The following is a 23168-nucleotide window of genomic DNA, read 5'->3' as shown; positions in this document are numbered from 1 at the left end:
GAGTGCTTTGCACCTGAAAATACAAATAGGCGATTTATCGCACTTACATCCATTTTCATTCAGAAGGGGTGTACCGAATGTTCAAATTTAACGAGGAAAAGGGACAACTTAAATGCTCGTTTTGCGGGAAATCGCAAGAACAAGTCCGTAAACTAGTCGCCGGTCCTGGCGTATACATTTGTGACGAATGTATTGAACTTTGCAATGAAATCGTTGAGGAAGAGCTCGGTGTCGAAGAAGAAGTCGAATTCAAAGACATTCCAAAACCACAAGAGATCCGCAACACTCTAGACGAGTACGTCATCGGTCAAGACCGCGCGAAACGTGCGCTTTCGGTAGCCGTTTACAACCACTATAAACGCATTAACGCCGGTGGCCGTTCTGATGATGTCGAACTTTCGAAGTCGAACATCGTGATGATCGGACCAACTGGTAGCGGTAAGACGCTTCTCGCTCAAACGATGGCTCGCGTCTTGAACGTCCCGTTCGCAATCGCGGACGCGACGAGCTTGACGGAAGCCGGTTACGTCGGGGAAGACGTCGAGAACATCTTGCTCAAGCTGATCCAGTCAGCAGACTACGATGTCGAGAAGGCTGAAAAAGGGATCATCTATATCGATGAAATCGATAAGATTGCCCGTAAGTCGGAAAACCCATCGATCACGCGTGACGTGTCAGGTGAAGGTGTCCAGCAAGCCCTTCTCAAAATCCTTGAAGGTACGGTCGCGAGCGTACCGCCGCAAGGTGGACGGAAGCATCCGCATCAAGAGTTCATCCAAATCGATACGACGAACATTCTCTTCATCGTCGGCGGCGCATTCGCTGGCATCGAATCGGTCGTCAAACGCCGGATTGGGAAGAAAGTCATCGGATTTGGGAACGACCAAGAAAACCGCGAGTTGACGCAAGAAGACTTGCTCGCCCGCGCCCTTCCGGAAGACCTTCAGAAATTCGGATTGATTCCTGAATTCATCGGTCGTCTCCCGGTCATGGCGACGCTCACGACACTTGACGAGGAAGCACTCGTCGAGATCTTGACGAAGCCGAAGAACGCCCTCGTTCGTCAGTACGAGAAAATGCTCGAACTCGACGATGTCGAACTCACGTTCACAGACGAGGCGTTGGTTGAAATCGCCAAGCTTGCGATCAAACGTAAGACAGGCGCACGCGGTCTCCGCTCGATTATCGAAGAAATGATGCTCGATGTGATGTTCACTGTCCCATCGCGCGACGATATCGAGAAAGTCATCATCACGGATGAAACGATTACGGGTCTTGCCGGTCCGAAATACGTGCTTCGCGATGGCACTGTCGAACAGACAGGCGACAATAAAGAGACAGCATAATTTTTAACGAAAAAGGCTCAAACACTCGGCACATCCGAGTTTTGGGCCTTTTTGCACAGGAGGCGTTGTAATGGAACAGTTACCAATTCTTCCTTTGCGTGGAGTCGTCGTGTATCCGCTCATCGGCGTGACGATCGACGTGGGGCGTCCGCTTTCGCTGCGGGCACTCCTTGCCGCAAAGGAACACGAGACAGATTTGATTGTCGTGACCCAAAAAGAGACAGGCAAAGAATCACCTGACCCAGAAGACTTGTATGCGATCGGGACGCGCGTCCATATCGCCAAGATGAGCGAGTTGTCGAATGAGACGGTCCGCGTGCGTCTTGTCGGAAAAGAGCGCGTCAAAATCAACTCGATTGAAGAGACGAAAGAAGGCTGGTTCGCTGACGTCGACACGATCGAAGTCGTTGAAGGAGAAGAAGTTGAACGGACGGCACTCGTGCGCCTGTTGAAAGAACAGTTCGGTAAGCTCGTCGGGACGATCAAAGGGTTGTCACCGGACGAACGGCGCCGTTTTGAGATGTATGAACGGCTCGAGTCATTGACCGATTATATCGCTTCCAAACTCGACGTCGATGTCGACATCCGCCAAGCGATGCTCGAAGAAGCAGATGCGGTCAAACGTGGCTTGGAGCTGCTTGAGATCATGACGCATGAAGTCGAAATCATCGAGCTCGAGCAAGAGTTGCGCGAACGGACGAAGAAGACGATCGAGCAAGCGCAGAAAGAATATTATTTGCGTGAACAGATGAAGACGATTCAGCAAGAGCTCGGCGACCAGTCGCAAGAGTCTGAGCCGAACCGTCTCCGTGAGAAACTCGAGGCGCTCGATTTGCCGGAGACGACACGGAAGAACGTCATGCGTGAAGCCGAGCGGTTGAATGTCGTCCCGGCGACGTCACCCGAATATGCGGTCATCCGCAACTACCTCGACTGGATCGCCTCGCTCCCATGGGGCATCGAGACGGAAGATAAACTCGACGTCAAACATGCGGCCGACGTGTTGGATGACGACCATTACGGGCTCGAGTCGGTGAAAGACCGAATCCTCGAGTACTTGGCGGTCCGTCAGTTGACGAACTCGCTACGTGGTCCGATTCTTTGTCTCGCCGGACCTCCAGGGGTCGGGAAGACGTCGCTCGCTCGGTCGATCGCGTCGGCGCTCGAACGTCACTTCGTCCGTGTCTCCCTCGGCGGGGTACGTGATGAGGCCGAGATTCGGGGTCACCGCCGCACGTACATCGGGGCGATGCCAGGCCGCGTGATCCGTGGCTTGAAACAGGCTGAAAGCAAAAACCCGGTGTTCTTGCTCGATGAGATCGATAAGATGGCGTCAGACTTCCGGGGCGACCCGGCGTCGGCCATGCTCGAAGTGCTCGACCCGGAACAGAACGTCTCGTTCTCGGACCACTACATCGAAGAACCGTTTGACTTGTCGAACGTGCTCTTCATCGCGACGGCGAACGATGTCTCGCAAATTCCGGCACCGCTCCTCGACCGGATGGAACTCATCCAGATTGGCGGCTACACGGAACTTGAGAAAGTCGAGATCGCCAAGCGCCACTTGGTACCGAAGCAATATAAAGAGCACGGCTTGAAGAAGAGCCAGCTTACGATCAAAGAGGACGCACTGTATGAGGTCGTCCGCCGTTATACGCGCGAGGCCGGCGTCCGGAACTTGGAACGGGTCATCGGTTCGCTTTGCCGGAAAGCGGCGAAACAAATTGCGATTGGCGAGAAGAAGCGCGTCACCGTCTCGTTGAAGAGCCTCGGCGATTACCTCGGGAAACCGAAGTACCGCTACGGGAAGGGTGAGACGGAAGATTCAATCGGAGCCGTCACTGGACTCGCCTATACGGCGTTCGGAGGCGACACGCTCACGATTGAAGTCGCGCTCGCGCCAGGCAAGGGCAAGTTGCAGTTGACGGGGAAACTCGGTGACGTCATGCAAGAATCGGCGCAGACGGCGTACAGCTACGTCCGTTCAAACGCGGAACGGTTCGGGATTGACCCGACGTTCTACGAGCGTCAAGACGTGCATATCCACGTCCCGGAAGGTGCCGTCCCGAAAGACGGTCCATCGGCCGGGATCACCATCGCGACGGCGCTCATCTCGGCCTTGACCGGGAAGAAAGTCCGCCGTGACATCGGCATGACCGGAGAGATCACCCTCCGTGGCCGTGTCCTGCCAATCGGTGGATTGAAAGAGAAAGCGCTCGCCGCACACCGGGCTGGCTTGACGACGATCGTCATTCCGAAAGACAATGAGCGGGACATCGATGACATTCAAGACACCGTCCGTGAGAAACTGACGTTCGTCCCGGTCACGACGCTCGATCAAGTATTAGAAGTAGCATTTGGAGGAAATTAAATGAAAATCACTAAAGCAGAATTTGTCACGAGTGCCGTCGCACCGGACCATTACCCGATTCACGAGTTGCCGGAAGTCGCACTCGCCGGACGTTCGAACGTCGGGAAGTCATCGTTCATCAACAAGATTTGTCAGCGCAAAGCACTTGCGCGGACGTCTTCAAAACCAGGGAAGACGCAGACGCTGAACTTCTTCAACATCAACGATGAGATCATGTTCGTCGACGTCCCGGGCTACGGTTACGCGAAAGTCTCGAAGACGGAGCGGGAGAAGTGGGGCGTCATGATGGAGCAATATTTGACGTCACAGAGCGCGCTTCGCGGCGTCGTCCTGTTAGTCGATATCCGTCATGAGCCATCAGGCGATGACGTGACGATGTACAACTTCTTGAAGCATTACGAGATCCCGGTCATCGTCGTGGCGACGAAGCTCGATAAAATCAAGAAAGCGCAGCGTCAAAAACATGAGGCGGCCGTCAAGCGGAAGCTTCAGTTTGAATCGACGGACCGATTCGTCGCGTTCTCGGCGGAGACGGCCGAAGGGAAAGACGAGGCGTGGAAAGCGATTTACGATTTACTGACACGCGAAGAGGATTGATCGAAGACGAGGAATCCCCTCGTCTTTTTTGTTTTCAGGGTTACGCGAGCGGGTAAGTATCGTATAATTGTCCTAATTACATAAGACAAGAGAATACAGAACGAGGTGGAAAGATGCAAATCATGTTTCAAAACAAATGGTACCGCTTCTTATTTTGGACGCTGACGATTTTCTTGGTCATCTGGGTCGGGACGGAAATTTCTTTCGTGTTCGAACCGATTCAAGTTATTTTGGCGCTCGTCACGGTACCGCTCATCATTGCTGGACTTTTCTATTATTTCTTAGTCGGGATCGTCGACTTCTTAGAGAAACGGATGGAAGGTAAACGTCCGCTCGCCGTCGGCATCACGCTCGGGGGGCTCGTGCTCATCTTTACGCTCGTCTTCAGCATCCTCGGACCGGTGCTCGGGGAGCAGGTCACATCGCTCGTCAATGCGATGCCGAGTATCGCCAAAGAGTTGCAAGTACAGGCATTCGCCGTCCGTGACTCACTCATGCAAAACGAGTTCTTATCACGCTTCATCGCCGAGAATGATGATATGTTCACCGACTTCACGAACAACGTCACGACGTACCTTGGTGACATCTTCGGGAACATCGCCTCATCTCTCGGCCAATTCGTCGGCTTCATCACGTCGGCCGTCATCACGATTGTCGTCATTCCGTTCATGCTTCTATACATGCTTCTCGATGGAAAACGTCTTCCGGACTCAATCGTCAAGCTGTTGCCGTCGAGCTATGAGAAGGAGACGCGTAACATCCTGCATGACATGCATACGACGGTTAAAAACTACGTCCATGCCCAGTTGATCGTGGCGTTCTTCGTCGGGATCACGTCGCTCATCGGATTATGGATTATCGGACTCGACTACGCCATCTTGCTCGCGCTCTTCATGATGGTGACGAACATCATCCCGTACGTCGGACCGTTCCTCGGTGCGGCACCGGCTGTCGTCGTCGCCTTCATCCAAGACCCGATTAAAGTGCTCTGGGTCATCGTCGTCATCATCATCGTCCAACAGATCGAATCGAACGTCATCTCGCCGCTCATCCAAGGCAAGTCGCTCAAGGTACACCCGCTGACGATCATCATCGTCTTGCTCGTCGCCGGAAACTTGGCCGGGATTATCGGGATGCTGATCGCCGTTCCGTTCTATGCGGTGGCAAAAGTCGTCGTTCAAAACATCGTCCGGATTTACAAGCTGAGGGAACGAAAGCATTACCTTGAAGCGGAAGAGGAAGATGAGAAACCAGAGAGTCAAATCATTACCGATCCATCCTCTTTAAAATGAGGAATCAAGTAGAAATGGTCTTCATGTCCGTTTCTACTTTTTTTTGTCACAAAAAGTTCTTAAATTATTTCACAAAAATCGAACAGAAGATTATAGTTCCTAAATAAAAATTGTTATAATGTACGGTAGAGATGTGAAAAAGAAGAGACAACCGTCGGTGGATTTTGGATGAGGGGAAGAGGTACATGCATATTGTCGTCGTTGGACTAAATAACAAGACAGCCCCTGTCGCGATTCGGGAGCAGTTCTCGTTTGGGGAGCAAGAAATCGTGGACGCGATGATTGCGCTTCGCGAAGAGAAGAGCATATTTGAATCGGTTATTTTGTCGACTTGTAACCGGACGGAGCTATACGTCGTCACAGACCAGCTCCACACCGGACGTTATTATACTAAACGCTTTTTAGCGAACTGGTTCGATTTAGAGATGGACCAATTCACACCGTATTTGTCGATTCGTGAAGGAGAAGAGGCGATTCGCCACTTGTTCCGTGTCACGTCTGGACTCGATTCGATGATTATTGGGGAAACACAGATTTTAGGTCAAGTGAAATCGAGCTTCTTCCGCGCCCAAGAGAACGGGACGACGGGAACGGTGTTCAACAAACTGTTCAAAGAGGCCGTGACGCTCGCCAAACGCGCCCATACCGACACACAAATTGGGGAAATGTCGGTATCGGTCAGCTCGGCGGCGGTCGCGCTCGCCCAAGAGATGTACGCGTCGCTCGACGACAAACAAGTCGTCGTCGTCGGTGCCGGTGAGACAGGCGAGTTGACAACGCTCAACTTGTTCGAGGCCGGTGCGAAACAGATTGCCGTCTTCAACCGGACCGAGAGCAAAGCGAAAGCAGTTGCCGATAAGTTCGAAGGGCGGGCCCATTCGATTCGTGAGATCGCCTGCGGCTTACTCGACGCCGATATTTTGATCAGCTCGACCGGTGCCAAAGACGCAGTCATCGCCTATGATGACGTCGCCGCGGCGCAATTGCTCCGCCGGGAACGTCCACTTTTGTTAATTGACATTGCCGTGCCGCGAGATATCGATCCAGCGGTCCGGGCGCTTCCGGGCGTCCACTTGTTCGATGTGGATGACTTGAACGGTATCGTCAACAAAAACTTGGCGGCCCGTCTCGTCGAAGCCGAAAAGATTGAAATTAAAATCGATGAGGCGATCCAAGAGTTTCAAACATGGCTCATCACGCTTGGTGTCGTCCCGATCATGAATGAGTTGCGCTCCCGCGCCCTCACTGTTCAAGAAGAGACGATGGAAAGCCTCGAACGCAAGCTCGACCATCTGTCGGACCGCGACAAGAAAGTCATCGGCAAACATATGAAGTCGATCATCAACCAGATGCTTCGTGAACCGATCGACTACATCAAAGACGCCGCCGCACAACCGGATGCGAACACACGCATCAACCAGTTCGTCGAGACGTTCGGCCTTGATGTCGACGTCCCAGACGCCGAACCGGAGATGGAAGAAGCGGAAGCGATGTCAGCGAAAGCACCACTCCGCGCCTTGATGCGCTAATACAAAACAAAAAAGGCGGCGGATCTCGTCGCCTTTTTCTATGAAGGGGATATGGACTATGCGTAAAATTATCGTCGGCTCACGCCGTTCACAACTTGCGATGACACAGACGAAATGGGTCATCGACCAATTGAAGAAAGCTGGGGCGCAAAACGAGTTCGAAATCAAAGAGATCGTGACGAAAGGCGACCAAATCGTCAATGTCCAGTTGTCAAAAGTCGGCGGCAAAGGATTGTTCGTCAAAGAAATCCAACAACAGATGATTGCCGGGGACATTGACTTCGCCGTCCACAGCATGAAAGACGTCCCGGCCGAGTTGCCGGAAGAACTCTATATCAGCTGTATGCCGAAGCGGGTCGACGCTCGTGACGTGCTCATCTGCGAGAACGGCTATACGTTCGAGACGCTCCCGGAAGGTGCCGTCATCGGGACGAGCTCACTCCGTCGCGGCGCCCAAATGCTCGCCGCCCGCCCGGACTTCGAGATTCAATGGATCCGCGGCAACATCGACACACGTCTCAAAAAACTCGAGACGGAAAACTTCAACGCCATCTTGCTCGCCAAAGCCGGGCTCGAACGGATGGGGTGGACGGACCGTGTCGACTTCGAGGCGCTTGACGCCGACATGATGGTCCCGGCCGTCGGACAAGGTGTGCTCGCCATCGAGAGCCGGAAAGAGGATGCTGAAGTGACGGCGATTCTACAATTGCTCCACGATGACGTGACGGCGAAAGCCGCGACGGCGGAGCGGACGTTCCTCAAAGCGATCGAAGGCAGCTGCCACGTTCCGGTCGGCGGTTACGCGACGGTCGACGGGGACGACGTGACGCTCACTGGGCTCATCGCTTCAGTCGACGGCAAAGAAGTGCTTCGCGTGACGAAGACGTCATCTGACGTGATCGCACTCGGCAACGACGTGGCAGACGATTTGCTTGGACGCGGCGGGCGTGAAATTCTCGCCTCGGTCAATGCGTGACGTCTGGTACACAGGGACAAAACGACTGACCGCTACGCAACGAGCCCGGCTCACCGCGAGCGGTCTTTCCGTTCATCACGTCCCGCTCATCGAGACGAGACTGACACATCGAGAGATCCCGATTCACCGGTTCGATTGGCTCGTCGTGACGAGCCAGACGGCGGTGCCGGCGCTCCGTGACGTCCCGCGCGACGTCAAAGTCGCGGCCGTCGGGGAGAAGACGAAACAAGCACTCGAGGCCGTCGGCTTCAGCGTCGCGCTCATGCCGGATACATTTACGGGCGAGGCGTTATTCCGCGATTTGGCGAGTGTCGTCGATGAGGGTGATATCGTCTTGTTCGCCCGAGGCGATTTGGCGAACACGGATCATATGCAGCAACTCGCAAACGTTCACGACTGGGTCGTCTATGAGACGATCGGCCGTGAACTGACGGGGACGGAAGTCGAGGCGCTCGAAGGAATCGAGGCGCTCCTCGTCCTCAGCCCATCCGCCGTGCGAGCGCTCACGCCGTACCTCGAGCATTTCCATGGGACGTGGTACGCCATCGGTGAAGTGACCGAGCGCGCCGTCCGGGAAGTGTCGACGTTACCGGTCCGAGTGCCTGAGTGTTATACTATGGATGCATTAATACAGTGTATAGGGGAGGATTTTTCATGAACCAGTTTGACCGTCACCGTCGCCTTCGTTCCTCGAAGTCGATGCGTGCACTCGTACGTGAAAATCATGTTCGGAAAGAAGATTTGATTTACCCGCTCTTCATCATCGAAGGGACAGACATTAAACGTGAGGTCAGCTCGATGCCGGGCGTCTTCAACTTCTCACTCGACCGTCTCGAGGACGAGATCAACGAGATTGTCGACCTCGGCATTCAATCGGTGCTCTTGTTCGGTGTGCCGGAACATAAAGACCCGGAAGGCAGCGAGGCGTACCATGACCACGGCATCGTCCAAGAAGCGATCCGCAAAGTAAAAGAGTGGGCGCCACAGCTCACAGTCATCGCCGACACGTGCCTCTGTGAATACACGTCGACGGGCCACTGCGGCATCGTGAAGAACGGTGATGTCGATAACGACGCGTCACTACCGCTTCACGTGCAGACGGCGATCACACAAGCGCAAGCCGGTGCTGACATCATCGCACCGAGCTCGATGATGGACGGCTTCGTCGCCGCCATCCGTGAAGGACTCGACCAAAACGGATTCAACCATATCCCAATCATGAGCTACGGCGTCAAATACGCATCGGCGTACTACGGACCGTTCCGTGATGCGGCCCAATCGGCACCTGGTGAAGGCGACCGCAAAGGCTATCAGATGGATCCGGCCAACCGCCGCGAAGCATTCCGGGAATCACAATCGGACGTCGAGCAAGGCGCTGACTTCATGATCGTCAAACCGGCGCTCGCGTTCATGGACATCATCCGTGACATGCGCGACTCGCTCGATATGCCGATCGTGGCGTATAACGTGAGCGGAGAGTATGCCATGGTCAAAGCGGCTGCTTTGAACGACTGGGTCGATGAGCAACGCATCGTCATGGAGACGATGGTCGGCTTCAAGCGGGCCGGTGCGGACCTCATCGTCACATATTTCGCTAAAGACGTCTGTCGCTATTTGGAAGGAGACTACGCATGACCTACAAACAAACACGCTCAGAAGCGGCGTTCGAACAAGCACGTCCGCTCATGCCGGGCGGGGTAAACAGCCCGGTCCGTGCCTATAAATCAGTCGGTATGACGCCAATCTTTGCTGAACGTGGCGAAGGCTCGCGCGTCTACGACATCGATGGCAACGAATATATCGACTACGTCCTCTCATGGGGACCACTCATCCTCGGCCACCGTGACCCTGTCGTGACGAAGGCGATTCAAGAGCAAGCCGAAAAAGGCTGGACGTTCGGGACACCGACCGAGCTTGAAACGAAAATGGCCGAGCTCGTCATCGAGCGCGTCCCATCGATCGAGATGGTGCGCATGGTCAACTCGGGTACGGAAGCGACGATGGCGGCACTCCGCCTCGCACGCGGCTACACGGGCAAGACGAAAATCTTGAAGTTCGAAGGCTGCTACCACGGTCACGGCGACTCGCTCCTCATCAAGGCCGGTTCGGGTGTCGCGACACTCGGTCTCCCGGACTCACCGGGCGTGCCGAAAGATTTGGCGAGCCAGACGCTCACAGTGCCGTATAACGATTTGGATGCCCTCCGCGTCGCCTTCGAAAAATTCGGCGACGATATCGCGGGTGTCATCGTTGAACCGGCGGCCGGCAATATGGGCTTCGTGCCCCCACAGCCTGGCTTCCTTGAAGGACTTCGCGAGATTACGGAACAGTACGGTTCGCTTCTCATCTTTGATGAGGTCATGACCGGCTTCCGGGTCGGCTACAACTGTGCCCAAGGCTACTTCGGCGTGACGCCGGACTTGACGTGCCTCGGGAAAGTCATCGGCGGCGGCCTTCCGGTCGGTGCCTATGGCGGAAAACGCGAGATTATGGAACAAATCGCGCCGCAAGGACCGATTTACCAGGCCGGGACGCTCTCAGGCAACCCACTTGCGATGATCGCCGGCTATACGACGTTGTCGCAACTCAAGCCTGAGCATTACGCCGAGTTCGAACGAAAAGCGGACCGTCTCGCTGAAGGCTACACGAAAGCGGCCGAGAAATATAACATCCCGCACGACACGAACCGTGCCGGCTCGATGTTCGGTTTCTTCTTCACGAACGAGAAAGTGACGAACTTCGAGAAAGCGAAGACGGCGAACCTCGACTTGTTCCGCGCTTACTATCAGAAGATGGCGGCGCGCGGCGTTTTCTTGCCACCGTCACAGTTCGAAGGCTTGTTCCTCTCGACCGTGCATACGGATGAAGATATCGACCAGACGCTCGCAGCGGTCGACGCGACGTTCAAAGAGTTGCAACAAGAGTTTTCACTGTAATCTTGACGGAACCATCTTCTGTCGCTACAATTGTTTAACAGATACGATTAAAAGCTACGATGAGGAATAGTACGCCAACAACATCCTTTTTCAGAGACGCGGCCGCTTGGTGCGAGGCCGCGAGGGATGGGGCCGAAGTCGCCTCGGAGCTGACCTTTTGAACGAAGTAGGGAGGTCCGGTCCATCGACCGTTATTCGATTTTGAGGGCGCCACATATTGGCGAACTAAGGTGGTACCGCGGAAGATACGGCTTCTTTCGTCCTTAGCGTTAAGGACGAGAGTAGCCGTTTTTTTGTCCACATGATTAGAGGAGGTTGCGCATATGGCCAACGAGACAAACGAAATCACCATGCCGACGAAGTACGATCCAAGTGCGACGGAAGCGAAATGGTATGACTACTGGTTAGAGAACGACGTATTCAAAGCAGACGAGGACGATTCAAAACAGCCGTACACGATCGTCATCCCGCCACCGAACGTAACAGGGAAACTTCACCTCGGACACGCGTGGGACACGACGCTCCAAGATTTGTTGACGCGCTTGAAGCGCATGCAAGGGTATGACGTCCTCTGGCTCCCAGGGATGGACCACGCCGGAATCGCGACGCAAGCGAAAGTCGAACAGAAGCTCCGTGAGGACGGCATCATGCGTTACGACCTCGGACGCGAGAAGTTCCTCGAGAAGACGTGGGAATGGAAAGACGAGTACGCCGACACGATCCGTGCCCAGTGGTCAAAACTTGGCCTCGGTCTCGACTACTCACGTGAGCGCTTCACGCTCGACGAAGGACTCTCGAAAGCGGTCCAGGAAGTGTTCGTCCGTCTCTATGAGAAAGGCTTGATTTACCGCGGCGAATATATCGTCAACTGGGATCCGGCGCAAAAGACGGCCGTCTCGGACATCGAGGTCATCTACCAAGAAGTCGAAGGCGCGTTCTACCACATGAAGTATCCGCTCGCTGACGGCTCAGGCCACATCGAGATCGCGACGACACGTCCGGAGACGATGCTCGGCGATACAGCCGTTGCCGTCAACCCGAAAGACGAGCGTTACGCGCACCTCGTCGGCAAGACGATCATGCTTCCGGTCATGAACCGTGAGATTCCGATCGTTGCCGACGACTACGTCGACATGGAGTTCGGTACAGGTTGCGTGAAGATCACGCCGGCGCATGACCCGAACGACTTCGAGATCGGGAACCGCCACGAGCTCCCGCGCATCCTCGTCATGGACGAAGGCGGCAAGATGAACGAGAACGCCGGCAAGTACGAAGGGCTCGACCGCTTCGAATGCCGCAAGCAACTCGTCAAAGACCTAGAAGCGGACGGCACGCTCGTGAAGATCGAGCCGCACACGCACTCGGTCGGTCACTCGGAACGTTCAGGCGCGGTCATCGAGCCGTATCTTTCGAAACAGTGGTTCGTCGACATGGAGCCGCTCGCGAAAGCAGCGCTCGAAGCGCAAGGACATGACGACACGAAAGTCAACTTCGTCCCAGAGCGGTTCGAAGGCACGTACCTCCGCTGGATGGAGAACATCCGCGACTGGTGTATCAGCCGTCAACTCTGGTGGGGCCACCGTATCCCGGCTTGGTACCATAACGAGACAGGTGAAATCTATGTAGGCAAAGAAGCACCGGCTGACAGTAAGAACTGGCACCAAGACGAAGACGTGCTCGACACATGGTTCTCGTCAGCGCTCTGGCCGTTCTCGACGATGGGCTGGCCGGACACGGACTCAGCAGACTTCAAACGTTACTTCCCGACGAGCGCGCTCGTCACGGGTTACGACATCATCTTCTTCTGGGTATCGCGCATGATTTTCCAATCGCTCGAGTTCACTGGGAAGCAGCCGTTCAACGACGTGCTCATCCACGGTCTCATCCGCGACTCGGAAGGCCGCAAAATGTCGAAATCGCTCGGAAACGGCGTCGACCCGATGGAAGTCATCGACCAATACGGCGCGGACTCGCTCCGCTGGTTCCTCCTCACGGGATCGACACCAGGGAACGACCTTCGTTTCTATTGGGAGAAGATTGAATCGACATGGAACTTCGCGAACAAGATTTGGAACGCGAGCCGTTTCGCCCTTATGAACATGGACGGCATGAAGTATGAGGATATCGATTTGTCAGGTGAAAAGACGCTCGCTGACAAGTGGATTCTCACACGCTTGAACGACACGATCGACCAAGTGACGCGTCTCGTCGACAAGTACGAGTTCGGCGAAGCTGGCCGTTACTTGTACAACTTCATCTGGGAAGAGTTCTGTAACTGGTACATCGAGATGGCGAAACTCACGCTCTACGGTGAGGACGAGGCGGCGAAAGCGACGACACGTTCAGTGCTCGCGTACACGCTCGACTCGATCATGCGTCTCATGCACCCGTTCATGCCGTTCCTCACAGAGGAAATCTGGCAGCACTTGCCGCACGAAGGCGACTCGATCGTCCGTGCGAGCTACCCGACACGCCGCGACGAGCTCCACTTCGCGGACTCGGTACCAGCGTTTGAAGCGGTCATGAACGTCATCCGTTCGGTCCGTAACATCCGTTCGGAAGTGAACGCCCCGATGTCGAAACCGATTCAGCTCTTCATCGCGACGAGTGACGACACGACACAAGGTTACTTGAGCGAAAACGAAGCGACGATCGGCAAGTTCACGAACGCGACCGAGCTCGAAATCGGACGTGGCTTGACAGCTCCTGATAAGTCGATGTCAGCTATCATGACGGGTGCGGAACTATTCATCCCGCTCGCTGACCTCATCAACTTTGAAGAAGAGATCGCCCGTCTTGAAAAAGAAGTGGCGAAGTACGAGAAGGAAGTCGAGCGCGTTCAGAAGAAACTCGGCAACCCAGGCTTCACCGGCAAGGCACCGGCTCACGTCATCGACGAAGAGAAGGCGAAAGAGAAAGACTACCTCGACAAGCGTGACGCGGTTCGTGCGCGTTTGGAAGAGTTGCGTAAGTAAAAGTTGGACCTTCTTTGGAGAAAAGTTCTCCGAAGAAGGTTTTTTTGTCGTTTGGTGGAATTTAGGAGAGGAGATGATACAAAGGTGGAGTGACATGAGACGAATCAGCATGATGTTAGGTCTGGCTGTGATGGGATTGAGTGGGTGTGTGGCGGAACGAGCTGCACCCATCGAACCGATGGAATCAAAAATCACGGTTAGCGTAAACAAAGAAGAAATTGATTCATCCGTTTCCGATGTTGAGGAAACGACGGCGAAAGAAGTGTTCGGCTCGATCATCGAGGACGTGCCGAAAGGGACCGTTCGACTACTCGATGCGGTCACGGCCCAATACACGCTTCAATATACGGATGGCACGTCCGAACGACCGTCGAGAGACGGCGTCTTCTATGAAATGGTCATCGATGACCTCGGGCTCATCGCCATCCAGTTACCAAACCGCGACGATGCGTTCGGTGTGTTCAACTATTCACGGGGCGAGGAATGGGTGTTGCATGGCATCCAAAACGTTACGATTCCCGAGACGGCCGAAAAAGTCCGGCACGGGTTGGATTTGTCCGAAGAGGAGCTCTTTGTCGCCCACCTCAACATGGATCAGCTGGAGCGACCGGTAGAGATGTGGACGTTGTATGATGAGACACAGCACATCACGATTTTAACGACCGATGCGTTCAGTGTGGCGGACGGAGAATTGATTGAGCGGCGAGACGATTCAAATGCGCGGTATCGCTTGGATCAACCGGAAGGGAGGGGCTTGTTTTATCTGAATCAAGGCAAGCTCATCGTTTTGACGGGTGATGTGTCAGAAGAAGTATTGCTCAACCTCTCAGACTCGTTGCCGGAGGCGTCGGTGGTGGATTTTCCAATCAAAGAATAAATTGAATCAGGAGAAAGGATGGGTTCTCGTTTGCCAGTGCACGAATTTGATTTATGGGATCGAAAATTGAAAACACCTATACGTAATCCAGATTATGATGGATACACTGAGGTTGATGATGATTTTATCCAAGAGCTTATGGAGGCGTGTTCGATTATGCGTACCTATTTCCAATCGTATCATCGTCCTGAGCTCGGGCTGGATTATTACGGAATTACCATCATCCCAAACGAATCGTTGTCGATGTTTTATGAGATTGTCACGCAATCACGTGCGTTTCCTCGTTCAGAAGAGTTGAGCGATTTAGCTCGTCTCATCATTCAAGCTGAACGTGAAGGCAAGGACTTGGTTCATTTTGGTATTTAAATGAGCAGCAAGAACCCCCGTGCATCTTCATCGATGTTCGGGGTTTCTTTTGCGTCCAACGTAGATGATGCCAAATAAAACAATAACAATCAAAGCATGCAAGAGGAGCGGCTGAGGATGTCTGATACGGAATAGATGAACGACATAAACAAGATAGAGCATCCCGCTAAACAACAGCAATATGGAATAGATGACTTTCATCCGTCTTCTTTCTCACTCCAAAACGGAAGACGGCCGGTTGTCACGAAATAAGAGGAAGTGAGCAGGACGCCAATCGCCAAGCCGGTCACTTGCGGCTGAATCGGCTGACCCGTCAACGACAAATAAAAACTATAGACGAGGTAGGACGTGGACACGACAATCATCGCCATCAATAAGACGGTCATCTTCATTTTGAGTCACTCCATTCAAGCTCGTTCAAATGCTTCATGAATTGGACGAACGACACACCTAGGAAGAAGGCTGGCATCGTCCAGACCCAATTGCTGAGAAAGGGTCCTTGCCAAAGCTCGAGCGAAATCATGCAGGCGAAACCTAACGAAATGAGTGAAGCGAGTAAGCGCATTATAAAACCTCCAAACGGACTTTGTTTATTCTACGTGGCGACTAGCCAAAAGGTTCCTACAAAAAAACCATCCCGCGAAAGCGAGATGGATCATGTGCCACAGAATGTCTGATACGGATACGTCCGCGGCGGTCCGGGAGAGACGTAGCGTCCACAGTCAGCTTCGTAATCATACGGATTTCGCAAGACGTCGAGCAGTGCGTGGGTCGGATCGAAGTCACCACGTTCGGCCGCTTGAATCGCCGCTTCGACGTGATGATTGCGCGGGATGACGGCCGGGTTATGTTGACGCATGAGCCGGGTGACGTCTTCGTCCGGGAGACCTTGTTCCCCGAGTCGTTTCCGCCAAGCGGCGAGCCACGCCTTGCCGTCGTCCTGTTTAGCAAAAACGAGCGCGTCCGTGTCGCCGAGCGTGAGCGCGCGGAACGTGTTCGTGAAGTCGGCCTCGGACTCCATCATGAGCCGCAGCAGCTCGTCCGTCAGTGCATCATCCCCGTCTTTACGGACGTAGAGCCCGATTTTATGGGCCAGACCGGTGAAGTACGCGTCTTTATACGTTTCCGTGTAGTCGTTCAACAGTTTGTTGGCAATGTCGACGGCCGCTTCCTGCGTGTCGGCGAGGAGCGGCAAGAGCGTCTCGGCCAAGCGGGCCAAGTTCCACGATTCGATATACGGCTGGTTCGCATAGGCGTAGCGGCCCTCGCGGTCGATCGAGCTGAAGACCGTGTTCGGGTGATATGTGTCCATGAACGCACACGGACCATAGTCGAGTCCTTCGCCGCTGATGAACGTGTTATCCGTGTTCATGACACCATGGATGAACCCGACGAGCTGCCACTCCGCGATCAGTTTCGCCTGGCGGGTGATGACGCGGCCAAGGAACTGTTCATAGCGGTCCGGTTTTCCTTCGAGGTCCGGATCGTGGCGATGTATCGCGTAATCGGCGAGCGCGATGACGTCGTCGATCGAGCCAGCTGCAGCGGCGTATTGGAACGTACCAACACGTAAATGGCTCGAGGCCACGCGTGTCAAGATGGCCCCATGCTTCGGTCCTTGGCGCATAATCGGCTCACCCGTCGTGACGACGGCAAGCGCCCGGTTTGTCGGGATGCCGAGGGCGTGCATCGCTTCACTGATGAGGAATTCCCGCACCATCGGGCCGACGGCGGCCCGTCCATCGCCGCCACGCGAGTACTCGGTCGGACCTGAGCCTTTCAATTGGACGTCGACTCGTTTCCCGTTCGGGGCGACGTGTTCCCCGAGCATGAGCGCGCGTCCGTCCCCGAGCATCGTGAAGTGCCCGAACTGGTGGCCGGCATATGCTTGTGAGAATGATGTATCGGTCTGGCGATTCCCAGCGAAGAGTGCAACGTCTTGGCGCGCCTCGGCGTCGAGTCCGAGCGTCTCGGCGAGAGCTTCGTTCCAAAGGACGAGCACCGGTTTGTCGACCGGATGGACGGGTCCCCGGTCGTAAAAGATGTCACGGAGATCGAGGTAGGTCGCCTCGAAGTTCCAACTGTTGGTCATAGTAATTCCCCCTTCTTCGCCTCGAGTATAGCACAGCCGATTCCTTGCGTCGGGCTTCAGGAATTTTGGTAAGATGAGAGGGAAGTGTGAAAACAGGAGTGATGGAAGATGGAGACGAGACTAGACGTATTGAAATGGCTGAACGGGCAGCTACGGTTCGGGATCAAGCCCGGACTGGAACGCATGGAGTGGATGTTAAACGCGCTACAAATCGAGGAGTTGCCGTCGATTCACGTGGCGGGGACGAACGGGAAAGGGTCGACGGTCGCTTTCTTGCGGGCGATGGCGCTTGCGGAAGGATTGAACGTCGGGACGTTCATTTCGCCGTACATCATCCAGTTCGAGGAGCGGATCATGTTAAACGGGGAACCGATCCGAGAAGCCGACCTTGTCCGGATCGCCAACCGGGTCCGTGACTGTGCGAGCGCATCACCGGAGACGTTGACAGAGTTCGAACTGTTGACGGTCATGGCGTGGCTCTATTTCCATGAACGACAGCCTGACCTCGTCATCTGGGAAGTCGGACTTGGCGGCCGGCTTGACTCGACGAACGTGTTGACGCGACCGCTCGCGACGGTCGTGACGTCGATTGGACACGACCATCAAGGGATTCTCGGGGACACGCTCGAAGAGATCGCGCTCGAGAAGTTCGGCATCATGAAGTCGGGCGTGCCGATGTTCCATAGTTTGACCGAAAAACGGTTGATTGCGTTGCTCGAAGAACAAGGGAACGATATGGACGCGTGGGTTCACGACGTCACATCGTTCGTCGCTTCCATCGAGGACGGGGCGCAGACAGTGGTGACCTATGATGGGTTGTCGACGGTGACGCTCGGGTTGACGGGACACCATCAAGCGTATAACGGAGCATGTGCCGTCGCCGTGGCACGTCATCTTGGTTGGAAAACGGAAGCGATTCGGATAGGGCTCGAGTCGGCACAACATCCGGGCCGCTATGAGCTCGTCTCGAGACAGCCGCGCATCGTGCTTGACGGGGCACATAACGCGGAAGGTGTCGCCGCGCTCATCGAGCAGCTGAAACTTGAGCCTGACGTGACCGTCCTCGCAGCCATCCTTGCTGATAAGGACCGGGAAGCGATGATCACGTCACTCCAGACAGTCGCGGACGTCTATGAGACGACGTTCGATTTCCCGCGCACTCGGACGAAAGCCAGTCTGATTGCCGACGGGGCCCGGTACGTGGACTGGCAGGAGTGGTTGGCCGCATGGCTCGAAGCACCAAAATCCGAAACGCTCGTCGTGACGGGGTCGCTTTATTTTATTAGCGAAGTGAGAACATATTTAAAAGAAACATTTACCAATGCTTAAAGAAATCTATGTAAGTTCTGGCAAAGTGGTGTGATAATAAAGCATAACCATCAAATTCGGGGAGGAACTCGCATTGCGTAAGTTTCTGCATGTACTCATCATTTTTATTTTACTAGGTTCGGTTGTGCCACCAACCGGATCTGCCAATACTAATCAGCCCCCATTGAATATTCTCATTTTACGAGATGCATTTAGCTCATCGAAAACGCTCACCGTCGATCAATATAAGGCAGCAATTGATACATATCGCGCCTCATTGAATATAGACAGAGCGAAGTTAAACGTACAGTTCATGACGATTAAAGAATTTAACGCTTCTCGTTTTCCGATGGCGGGAGCGTATGACGCGGTCATGATCGGCAGCAGTCCGTTGTCTGTCAAATACCAGACGGGAACTATCGGACGAAGCGCGAACCATGACACGACGCTTCAATTCAACGATTTAACTGCCCTCAAAGTAGATGAATTGTTCAACTCAATCGTGCGTGTCGGCTTACCGCTTTATGTGCACGAAGATGCGGCAAATGGAGGTCCCCAATTGAAACGACTCGCTTCATTTGCGACGTACTCGAATGTCTCGGTCTTCCCGAAAGAAGGCGAGAAAAATATCGATCAGCAGATGATTCAACAACTCAATAAATCTACGGGAATCCGTCCTCGATTGACGAGTACGAACGTCACCTACAATCAGCAACCTATCACGAATAACACCATCACTGTTCAACAGGATGTCCGAGCTCCGATTAATTTCGCGTACAATTTGGCGATGTCTCCAAGTGCTGCCACGATTGTCGAGCTATACATCGACTTCGATCACAATGACCGGTTCCAGCCTCAAGAAAAAGTGGTCGAGCAAGCTGCCAAGCTTTCGGCAACGATTGACTTTACATTGTCACGTCCGACGTTCAGTGGTCCGAAAAACTGGATGCTTGTAGTGAAAGATACGATTACTGGACGAGCCGACTTTAAAAAAGGAAGCTTTGTCTACGTGGATCAACAAGTGCAAGCAAATATTTTACAACTGACGGCAGGAACGAGCACGAACGGACAAATCTCTAGAGATTTATCAGATATGCTTGTCGACCCGGCCGGAAACTATGCGTTCAAGCTGACGAACGGAAACACGGACAGTTTCGATAAAGGCGCATATGATGCGTCATTAGCGGCAAACGAATATGATATGTTGATCTTCGGCTTTCAAGACTCATACAACGTGTCAGGAAGCATGAGTGAGACCGCGACGAGAAAAGTCAAACGCTTCAGCGAGACTGGCCAAGGGGTCATGTTGACGCACGACACGATTTTCCGCACGAATAGCGCGGATACGCCGACTTCAGAATGGGAACGGCAGTTTGTCCACCAAGATGCCGCATCGAACATTTCTGGGCAACGGACGTATACGAACATGGGGTTCGGTGCACCTGAACGAACGTCGCAGGCCATCAAAGTTCAAGATGGGATTTTCACCAACTATCCGTTCAAGTTAGATGCAGCACCGAAAAGTATTTCAAGTACCCATAATCAATATTTCACGCTCGATTTAAATGATCCTGAAGTGACGCCTTGGTATAATTTGTACTCTACAAGCGGAAACCGCGTCTATGGAGATGCGAATAACCATTATTACACTTACACAAAAAACAACTTTACGTATTCAGGAGCAGGACACACGAACAGCTTCACACAGCTTGATGAGAAAAAAATCTTTATCAATACGATGTATCGTGCTTTCATCGGGGCAAACCATAAACCTTATAACATCATTGAATCGATTAGCGATCAAGTGAATGCCTATTTGAAAGAAGACATTAAAACAAAGACGCTTGAAGTGACGGCTGGACGTGATGTACGCATCATGTGGCGTCCAAGCGACTATGACTTCCAAGATCAATCGCTCACTTCGACGTTCACGTACAACGGTAAGACGAGTACGTTTGAAAATTTACGAAACTATGAGGTAAGAGAATTCGTCATACCGGCCGCCGATGTCATCGAAGGGACACCTTTAGTAGTATCCATCGAGACTACGGACAAGCGAAACGCCAAAGTGACCGATACGTTAACCATCAATGTGAAACAACCGGAATCGGTCTCGGATTTAATTAAAGTGACACGTTCGATTAATCCGTCGACCATCTCCTTGTATGAGACAGGGACAATCAATTATCAAGTCGAGTATCCTGAGCAATTTGATCGACTACCGAACCAGTTAGGAGACAAGTTTATTCGCATCAAGTTGGCGACATTCACTGAACAGTTGCCAAAAGAACTTGAAGTCGTGGCCATCCGCGATGCGGCAGGAAACGAGTTGCCAGTCTCAAATACTCAAAAAATTGATGTCGCATTCCCGTTAGAGCTCTATTATTTACGAAATGGGTCTGTCAACGTCTTTTTACCAGAGGAGAGCGGGGCTCGTCGTCTCACGTTTGACGTCGTCGTCCGAGCTGTTCAACCTTCTGCTTCGATTCTCCAGTTGAAACAAGCCGACAACGCCCTCAAGACGGACATCGATTATTCGAAGAAGCAAGATCATATATTAGATAAACATAACGACTGGGATAAGGAGACGACCATCACCTCAACGTTCCCGGATCTCTTCATCAACATCGGGTCCCCGTTCGCCTATAAAGCGACGATTCCAGATGTGACACTACAAATCGGAGCTGATCAAGTCGTCAGTCCGGTCATCACTGATGCAAAAGGGAATGTGTTCACGAACCCGAACTGGAAAAACTTAAAATGGGAAGTCGTGGACAATGACGGCATCGTTCAATTAAGTGGCTTAGGCAATAACGCCGTCATTAAAGGAATCAAAACTGGACAAGCGAAACTACGTTTAACGGTTGAACCAGGAGAAGGAAGACCGGCCATTACAGCTGAATCGACCATCAAAGTCATCAGTCCACCTGAGCAAATCCAAATCAACGCTCAATCGTTATACGTCGGGCAAAAGGTGACGGTGACTCCAAGCATCCTACCGAGTACGGCTCAATTCGAGACAGTGCGCTATGAGACCGTGTCGGGTGACAGTGTCTCGTTCGTTCAAAAAGGCTTGGCACTGGAAATTAGCGGCCTCAAGCCAGGTGAAACGGTCATTAAAGCGACGGTAATCGCAGGGGACGAGTTCACTAATTTGAACATTCGTATGCCGTCTACGACGTTCACTGTGAGTGTAGTAGCGCCTACGTTGACGCAAACGCCGGAACAACTCGATCTATGGGTATGGGATAGCCTTGATGAAGAGAAGCGTGTGAACGATACGGCTTCGATTCGCATTTTGTCCAACCCAGAAGTCGGAAAAGAGACGACGTTGATTGGAACGATACCCGCTGCGTTGACGGTTACACCTATCGCGTCTGGTTATACGCTACGCGCCAATCATGGCCATGGGTCAAACGGGAACGTGACGTCTATCTCGTTACAGACCGCCTTCGTCGAGACTGCACTTAAAAATGTCGTATCTAATCCTACTGTGATTCGCGTAAACGAGTATCCGAATCAAGTGTTGGCGCAAGACATGACCATCAATATTGGAGAAGATGCGGCACCGAGAAGTCCGTCACTTCAATTCTGGCCGGTCACAGCGACATGGCGAGATTACCGTTTAGAAGTGTTGGCAGGTGAAGCGTTTGTGAAGGTGAATAGTTCTGGCAAGCAATTGATTCCCGTCAAACCAGGTATCGCAAAAGTGAAAGTATACACGACGCTTCCTAACGGTCGAACGTTCGTACCTGTTATAGACACGTTCTATGTCCGTGTCATTGAAACATCGGGAGAGAGTAAAGACGATCGGTATTAATCCAAGAAAGTTGGAAGTCAATTGAAACGAAAATGGATGTTATATGCCATGGTGCTGCTCGTATCACTCGGACTATTCGTTTGGAGCAAAGCGACAGTCGACCTTGCGTCCCTTCAAGGAGAGGAACTGCAAAAAGCCGTCTCGGCAAAACGTGATTTGACTGTGGAAGACGTTCATGAGCTTCAACGACGTGGTGAATGGGAAGCGGTCGAACTCGCAATTGCATCTGAAAAAGTAAAGCCGACACCCGACTTATTTTTAGAAGCCCTTCAACTCGGAACGAGTGAAGTGATTCGCACCTATTTGCAACATGGGGCTGATCCGTTCGCGGAAGTGAACGGAGAGCCACTCATGGCGAGAGTGTATGGTGAAAACGCGGATGCAGAAAAATGGAAAGTTGTGAACCAAGAAGTTGATGATGATCGGCTCCTTGTCCTCGCCACTGATGCGCTCGATATGAACGCCGTCACTTCACTGCTTGATGGTGGTGCAACGATTCCGGTGCAAGCGAAAGAATCAATTTTATATCAACCGGTCCGCCATAATCATGTGATGCTCATCGAACGGTTGATTGCGAACGGAGCGTTATGGACGTCTACGCACGAACAGTTGGCTCGTGAGTTCCGTTCCGACGCTGTATTGAAGTGGATGAATCAACGTTAAAAAGACCCGCGCTCCTTCAC

Annotated in this window: 18 protein-coding genes and 1 other annotated feature; of the genes, 15 read left to right on the top strand and 3 right to left on the bottom strand. The window is 53.1% G+C overall.

The window, feature by feature from the left end; all coding sequences use genetic code 11:
- The first annotated feature begins 77 nt into the window (after positions 1–77).
- From clpX to EVJ34_RS03345, 12 genes are all read left to right on the top strand, one after another.
- Positions 78–1346 carry an ATP-dependent protease ATP-binding subunit ClpX gene (clpX, locus tag EVJ34_RS03400; RefSeq protein ID WP_131433472.1) on the top strand — a complete coding sequence of 423 codons (1269 nt, stop codon included), beginning with the start codon at positions 78–80 and terminating at the stop codon, positions 1344–1346.
- 70 nt (positions 1347–1416) lie between these two features.
- Positions 1417–3717, top strand: a complete 2301-nt coding sequence (lon, locus tag EVJ34_RS03395; protein ID WP_131433474.1) for an endopeptidase La — start codon at positions 1417–1419, stop codon at positions 3715–3717.
- Entirely contained in the window at positions 3718–4314 is a 597-nt protein-coding gene (gene yihA / locus EVJ34_RS03390; protein ID WP_131433476.1) for a ribosome biogenesis GTP-binding protein YihA/YsxC, read from the top strand.
- Positions 4315–4427: 113 nt separating this feature from the next.
- Positions 4428–5606 carry an AI-2E family transporter gene (locus tag EVJ34_RS03385; protein WP_131484694.1) on the top strand — a complete coding sequence of 393 codons (1179 nt, stop codon included), beginning with the start codon at positions 4428–4430 and terminating at the stop codon, positions 5604–5606.
- 185 nt (positions 5607–5791) lie between these two features.
- The gene (gene hemA / locus EVJ34_RS03380) at positions 5792–7135 is read left to right on the top strand and encodes a glutamyl-tRNA reductase (RefSeq protein WP_131484693.1); all 1344 of its coding nucleotides are present in this window, start codon (positions 5792–5794) and stop codon (positions 7133–7135) included.
- 58 nt (positions 7136–7193) lie between these two features.
- Positions 7194–8111 carry a hydroxymethylbilane synthase gene (gene hemC / locus EVJ34_RS03375; protein WP_131433482.1) on the top strand — a complete coding sequence of 306 codons (918 nt, stop codon included), beginning with the start codon at positions 7194–7196 and terminating at the stop codon, positions 8109–8111.
- Entirely contained in the window at positions 8083–8769 is a 687-nt protein-coding gene (locus tag EVJ34_RS03370) for a uroporphyrinogen-III synthase (RefSeq protein ID WP_236636630.1), read from the top strand. Before hemC ends, EVJ34_RS03370 begins: the two co-directional genes overlap by 29 nt.
- The gene (gene hemB, locus EVJ34_RS03365; RefSeq protein WP_131484692.1) at positions 8766–9746 is read left to right on the top strand and encodes a porphobilinogen synthase; all 981 of its coding nucleotides are present in this window, start codon (positions 8766–8768) and stop codon (positions 9744–9746) included. The genes EVJ34_RS03370 and hemB overlap by 4 nt, the downstream gene beginning before the upstream one ends.
- Complete coding sequence (gene hemL, locus EVJ34_RS03360) at positions 9743–11047, top strand: glutamate-1-semialdehyde 2,1-aminomutase (protein ID WP_131484691.1); 1305 nt, start codon at positions 9743–9745, stop codon at positions 11045–11047. The genes hemB and hemL overlap by 4 nt, the downstream gene beginning before the upstream one ends.
- A gap of 47 nt (positions 11048–11094) precedes the next feature.
- Positions 11095–11315, top strand: a binding site (T-box leader).
- A gap of 55 nt (positions 11316–11370) precedes the next feature.
- Positions 11371–14022, top strand: coding sequence for a valine--tRNA ligase (locus tag EVJ34_RS03355; RefSeq protein ID WP_131484690.1), 2652 nt, complete (start codon positions 11371–11373; stop codon positions 14020–14022).
- Between the two features lie 94 nt (positions 14023–14116).
- Positions 14117–14899, top strand: a complete 783-nt coding sequence (locus EVJ34_RS03350) for a hypothetical protein (RefSeq protein WP_131484689.1) — start codon at positions 14117–14119, stop codon at positions 14897–14899.
- Positions 14900–15055: 156 nt separating this feature from the next.
- The gene (locus tag EVJ34_RS03345; RefSeq protein WP_131484688.1) at positions 15056–15265 is read left to right on the top strand and encodes a hypothetical protein; all 210 of its coding nucleotides are present in this window, start codon (positions 15056–15058) and stop codon (positions 15263–15265) included.
- A 197-nt stretch (positions 15266–15462) separates the two neighbouring features.
- Here EVJ34_RS03345 and EVJ34_RS03340 read toward each other — a convergent pair whose 3' ends face one another.
- The 3 genes from EVJ34_RS03340 to EVJ34_RS03335 form a co-directional block, all read right to left on the bottom strand.
- Positions 15463–15657, bottom strand: a complete 195-nt coding sequence (locus EVJ34_RS03340; RefSeq protein WP_131484687.1) for a hypothetical protein — start codon at positions 15655–15657, stop codon at positions 15463–15465.
- Positions 15654–15830, bottom strand: coding sequence for a hypothetical protein (locus tag EVJ34_RS15680; RefSeq protein WP_161568879.1), 177 nt, complete (start codon positions 15828–15830; stop codon positions 15654–15656). The genes EVJ34_RS03340 and EVJ34_RS15680 overlap by 4 nt, the downstream gene beginning before the upstream one ends.
- A gap of 90 nt (positions 15831–15920) precedes the next feature.
- Complete coding sequence (locus tag EVJ34_RS03335; RefSeq protein WP_131484686.1) at positions 15921–17357, bottom strand: protein adenylyltransferase SelO; 1437 nt, start codon at positions 17355–17357, stop codon at positions 15921–15923.
- A gap of 108 nt (positions 17358–17465) precedes the next feature.
- Between EVJ34_RS03335 and EVJ34_RS03330 the strand changes: the two genes are divergently transcribed.
- From EVJ34_RS03330 to EVJ34_RS03320, 3 genes are all read left to right on the top strand, one after another.
- Positions 17466–18686, top strand: coding sequence for a bifunctional folylpolyglutamate synthase/dihydrofolate synthase (locus EVJ34_RS03330; protein ID WP_131484685.1), 1221 nt, complete (start codon positions 17466–17468; stop codon positions 18684–18686).
- A 73-nt stretch (positions 18687–18759) separates the two neighbouring features.
- Positions 18760–22485 (top strand): DUF5057 domain-containing protein, encoded by a 3726-nt coding sequence (locus EVJ34_RS03325; RefSeq protein WP_236636629.1) that lies wholly within the window; start codon positions 18760–18762, stop codon positions 22483–22485.
- Positions 22486–22506: 21 nt separating this feature from the next.
- Positions 22507–23148: an ankyrin repeat domain-containing protein gene (locus tag EVJ34_RS03320; RefSeq protein WP_131484684.1), complete on the top strand. Its 642-nt coding sequence runs from the start codon at positions 22507–22509 to the stop codon at positions 23146–23148.
- Positions 23149–23168 lie beyond the last annotated feature (20 nt).

The organism is Exiguobacterium sp. SL-9 (genome assembly GCF_004336985.1).
GTDB lineage: Bacteria > Bacillota > Bacilli > Exiguobacteriales > Exiguobacteriaceae > Exiguobacterium.
The sequence above is the reverse complement of the archived record's forward strand: the minus strand, read 5'-3'. Positions and strand labels throughout refer to the sequence as shown.

Excerpts from the sequence above, each read along its gene's own strand:
- EVJ34_RS03345 (WP_131484688.1), top strand. The coding sequence starts at position 15,056 with ATGCGTACCTATTTCCAATCGTATCATCGTCCTGAGCTCGGGCTGGAT.
- hemL (WP_131484691.1), top strand. The coding sequence starts at position 9,743 with ATGACCTACAAACAAACACGCTCAGAAGCGGCGTTCGAACAAGCACGT.
- EVJ34_RS15680 (WP_161568879.1), bottom strand. The coding sequence starts at position 15,830 with ATGCGCTTACTCGCTTCACTCATTTCGTTAGGTTTCGCCTGCATGATT.
- lon (WP_131433474.1), top strand. The coding sequence starts at position 1,417 with ATGGAACAGTTACCAATTCTTCCTTTGCGTGGAGTCGTCGTGTATCCG.
- hemC (WP_131433482.1), top strand. The coding sequence starts at position 7,194 with ATGCGTAAAATTATCGTCGGCTCACGCCGTTCACAACTTGCGATGACA.
- EVJ34_RS03355 (WP_131484690.1), top strand. The coding sequence starts at position 11,371 with ATGGCCAACGAGACAAACGAAATCACCATGCCGACGAAGTACGATCCA.
- hemB (WP_131484692.1), top strand. The coding sequence starts at position 8,766 with ATGAACCAGTTTGACCGTCACCGTCGCCTTCGTTCCTCGAAGTCGATG.
- EVJ34_RS03340 (WP_131484687.1), bottom strand. The coding sequence starts at position 15,657 with ATGAAGATGACCGTCTTATTGATGGCGATGATTGTCGTGTCCACGTCC.
- EVJ34_RS03385 (WP_131484694.1), top strand. The coding sequence starts at position 4,428 with ATGCAAATCATGTTTCAAAACAAATGGTACCGCTTCTTATTTTGGACG.
- clpX (WP_131433472.1), top strand. The coding sequence starts at position 78 with ATGTTCAAATTTAACGAGGAAAAGGGACAACTTAAATGCTCGTTTTGC.
- EVJ34_RS03335 (WP_131484686.1), bottom strand. The coding sequence starts at position 17,357 with ATGACCAACAGTTGGAACTTCGAGGCGACCTACCTCGATCTCCGTGAC.
- hemA (WP_131484693.1), top strand. The coding sequence starts at position 5,792 with ATGCATATTGTCGTCGTTGGACTAAATAACAAGACAGCCCCTGTCGCG.
- yihA (WP_131433476.1), top strand. The coding sequence starts at position 3,718 with ATGAAAATCACTAAAGCAGAATTTGTCACGAGTGCCGTCGCACCGGAC.
- EVJ34_RS03330 (WP_131484685.1), top strand. The coding sequence starts at position 17,466 with ATGGAGACGAGACTAGACGTATTGAAATGGCTGAACGGGCAGCTACGG.
- EVJ34_RS03350 (WP_131484689.1), top strand. The coding sequence starts at position 14,117 with ATGAGACGAATCAGCATGATGTTAGGTCTGGCTGTGATGGGATTGAGT.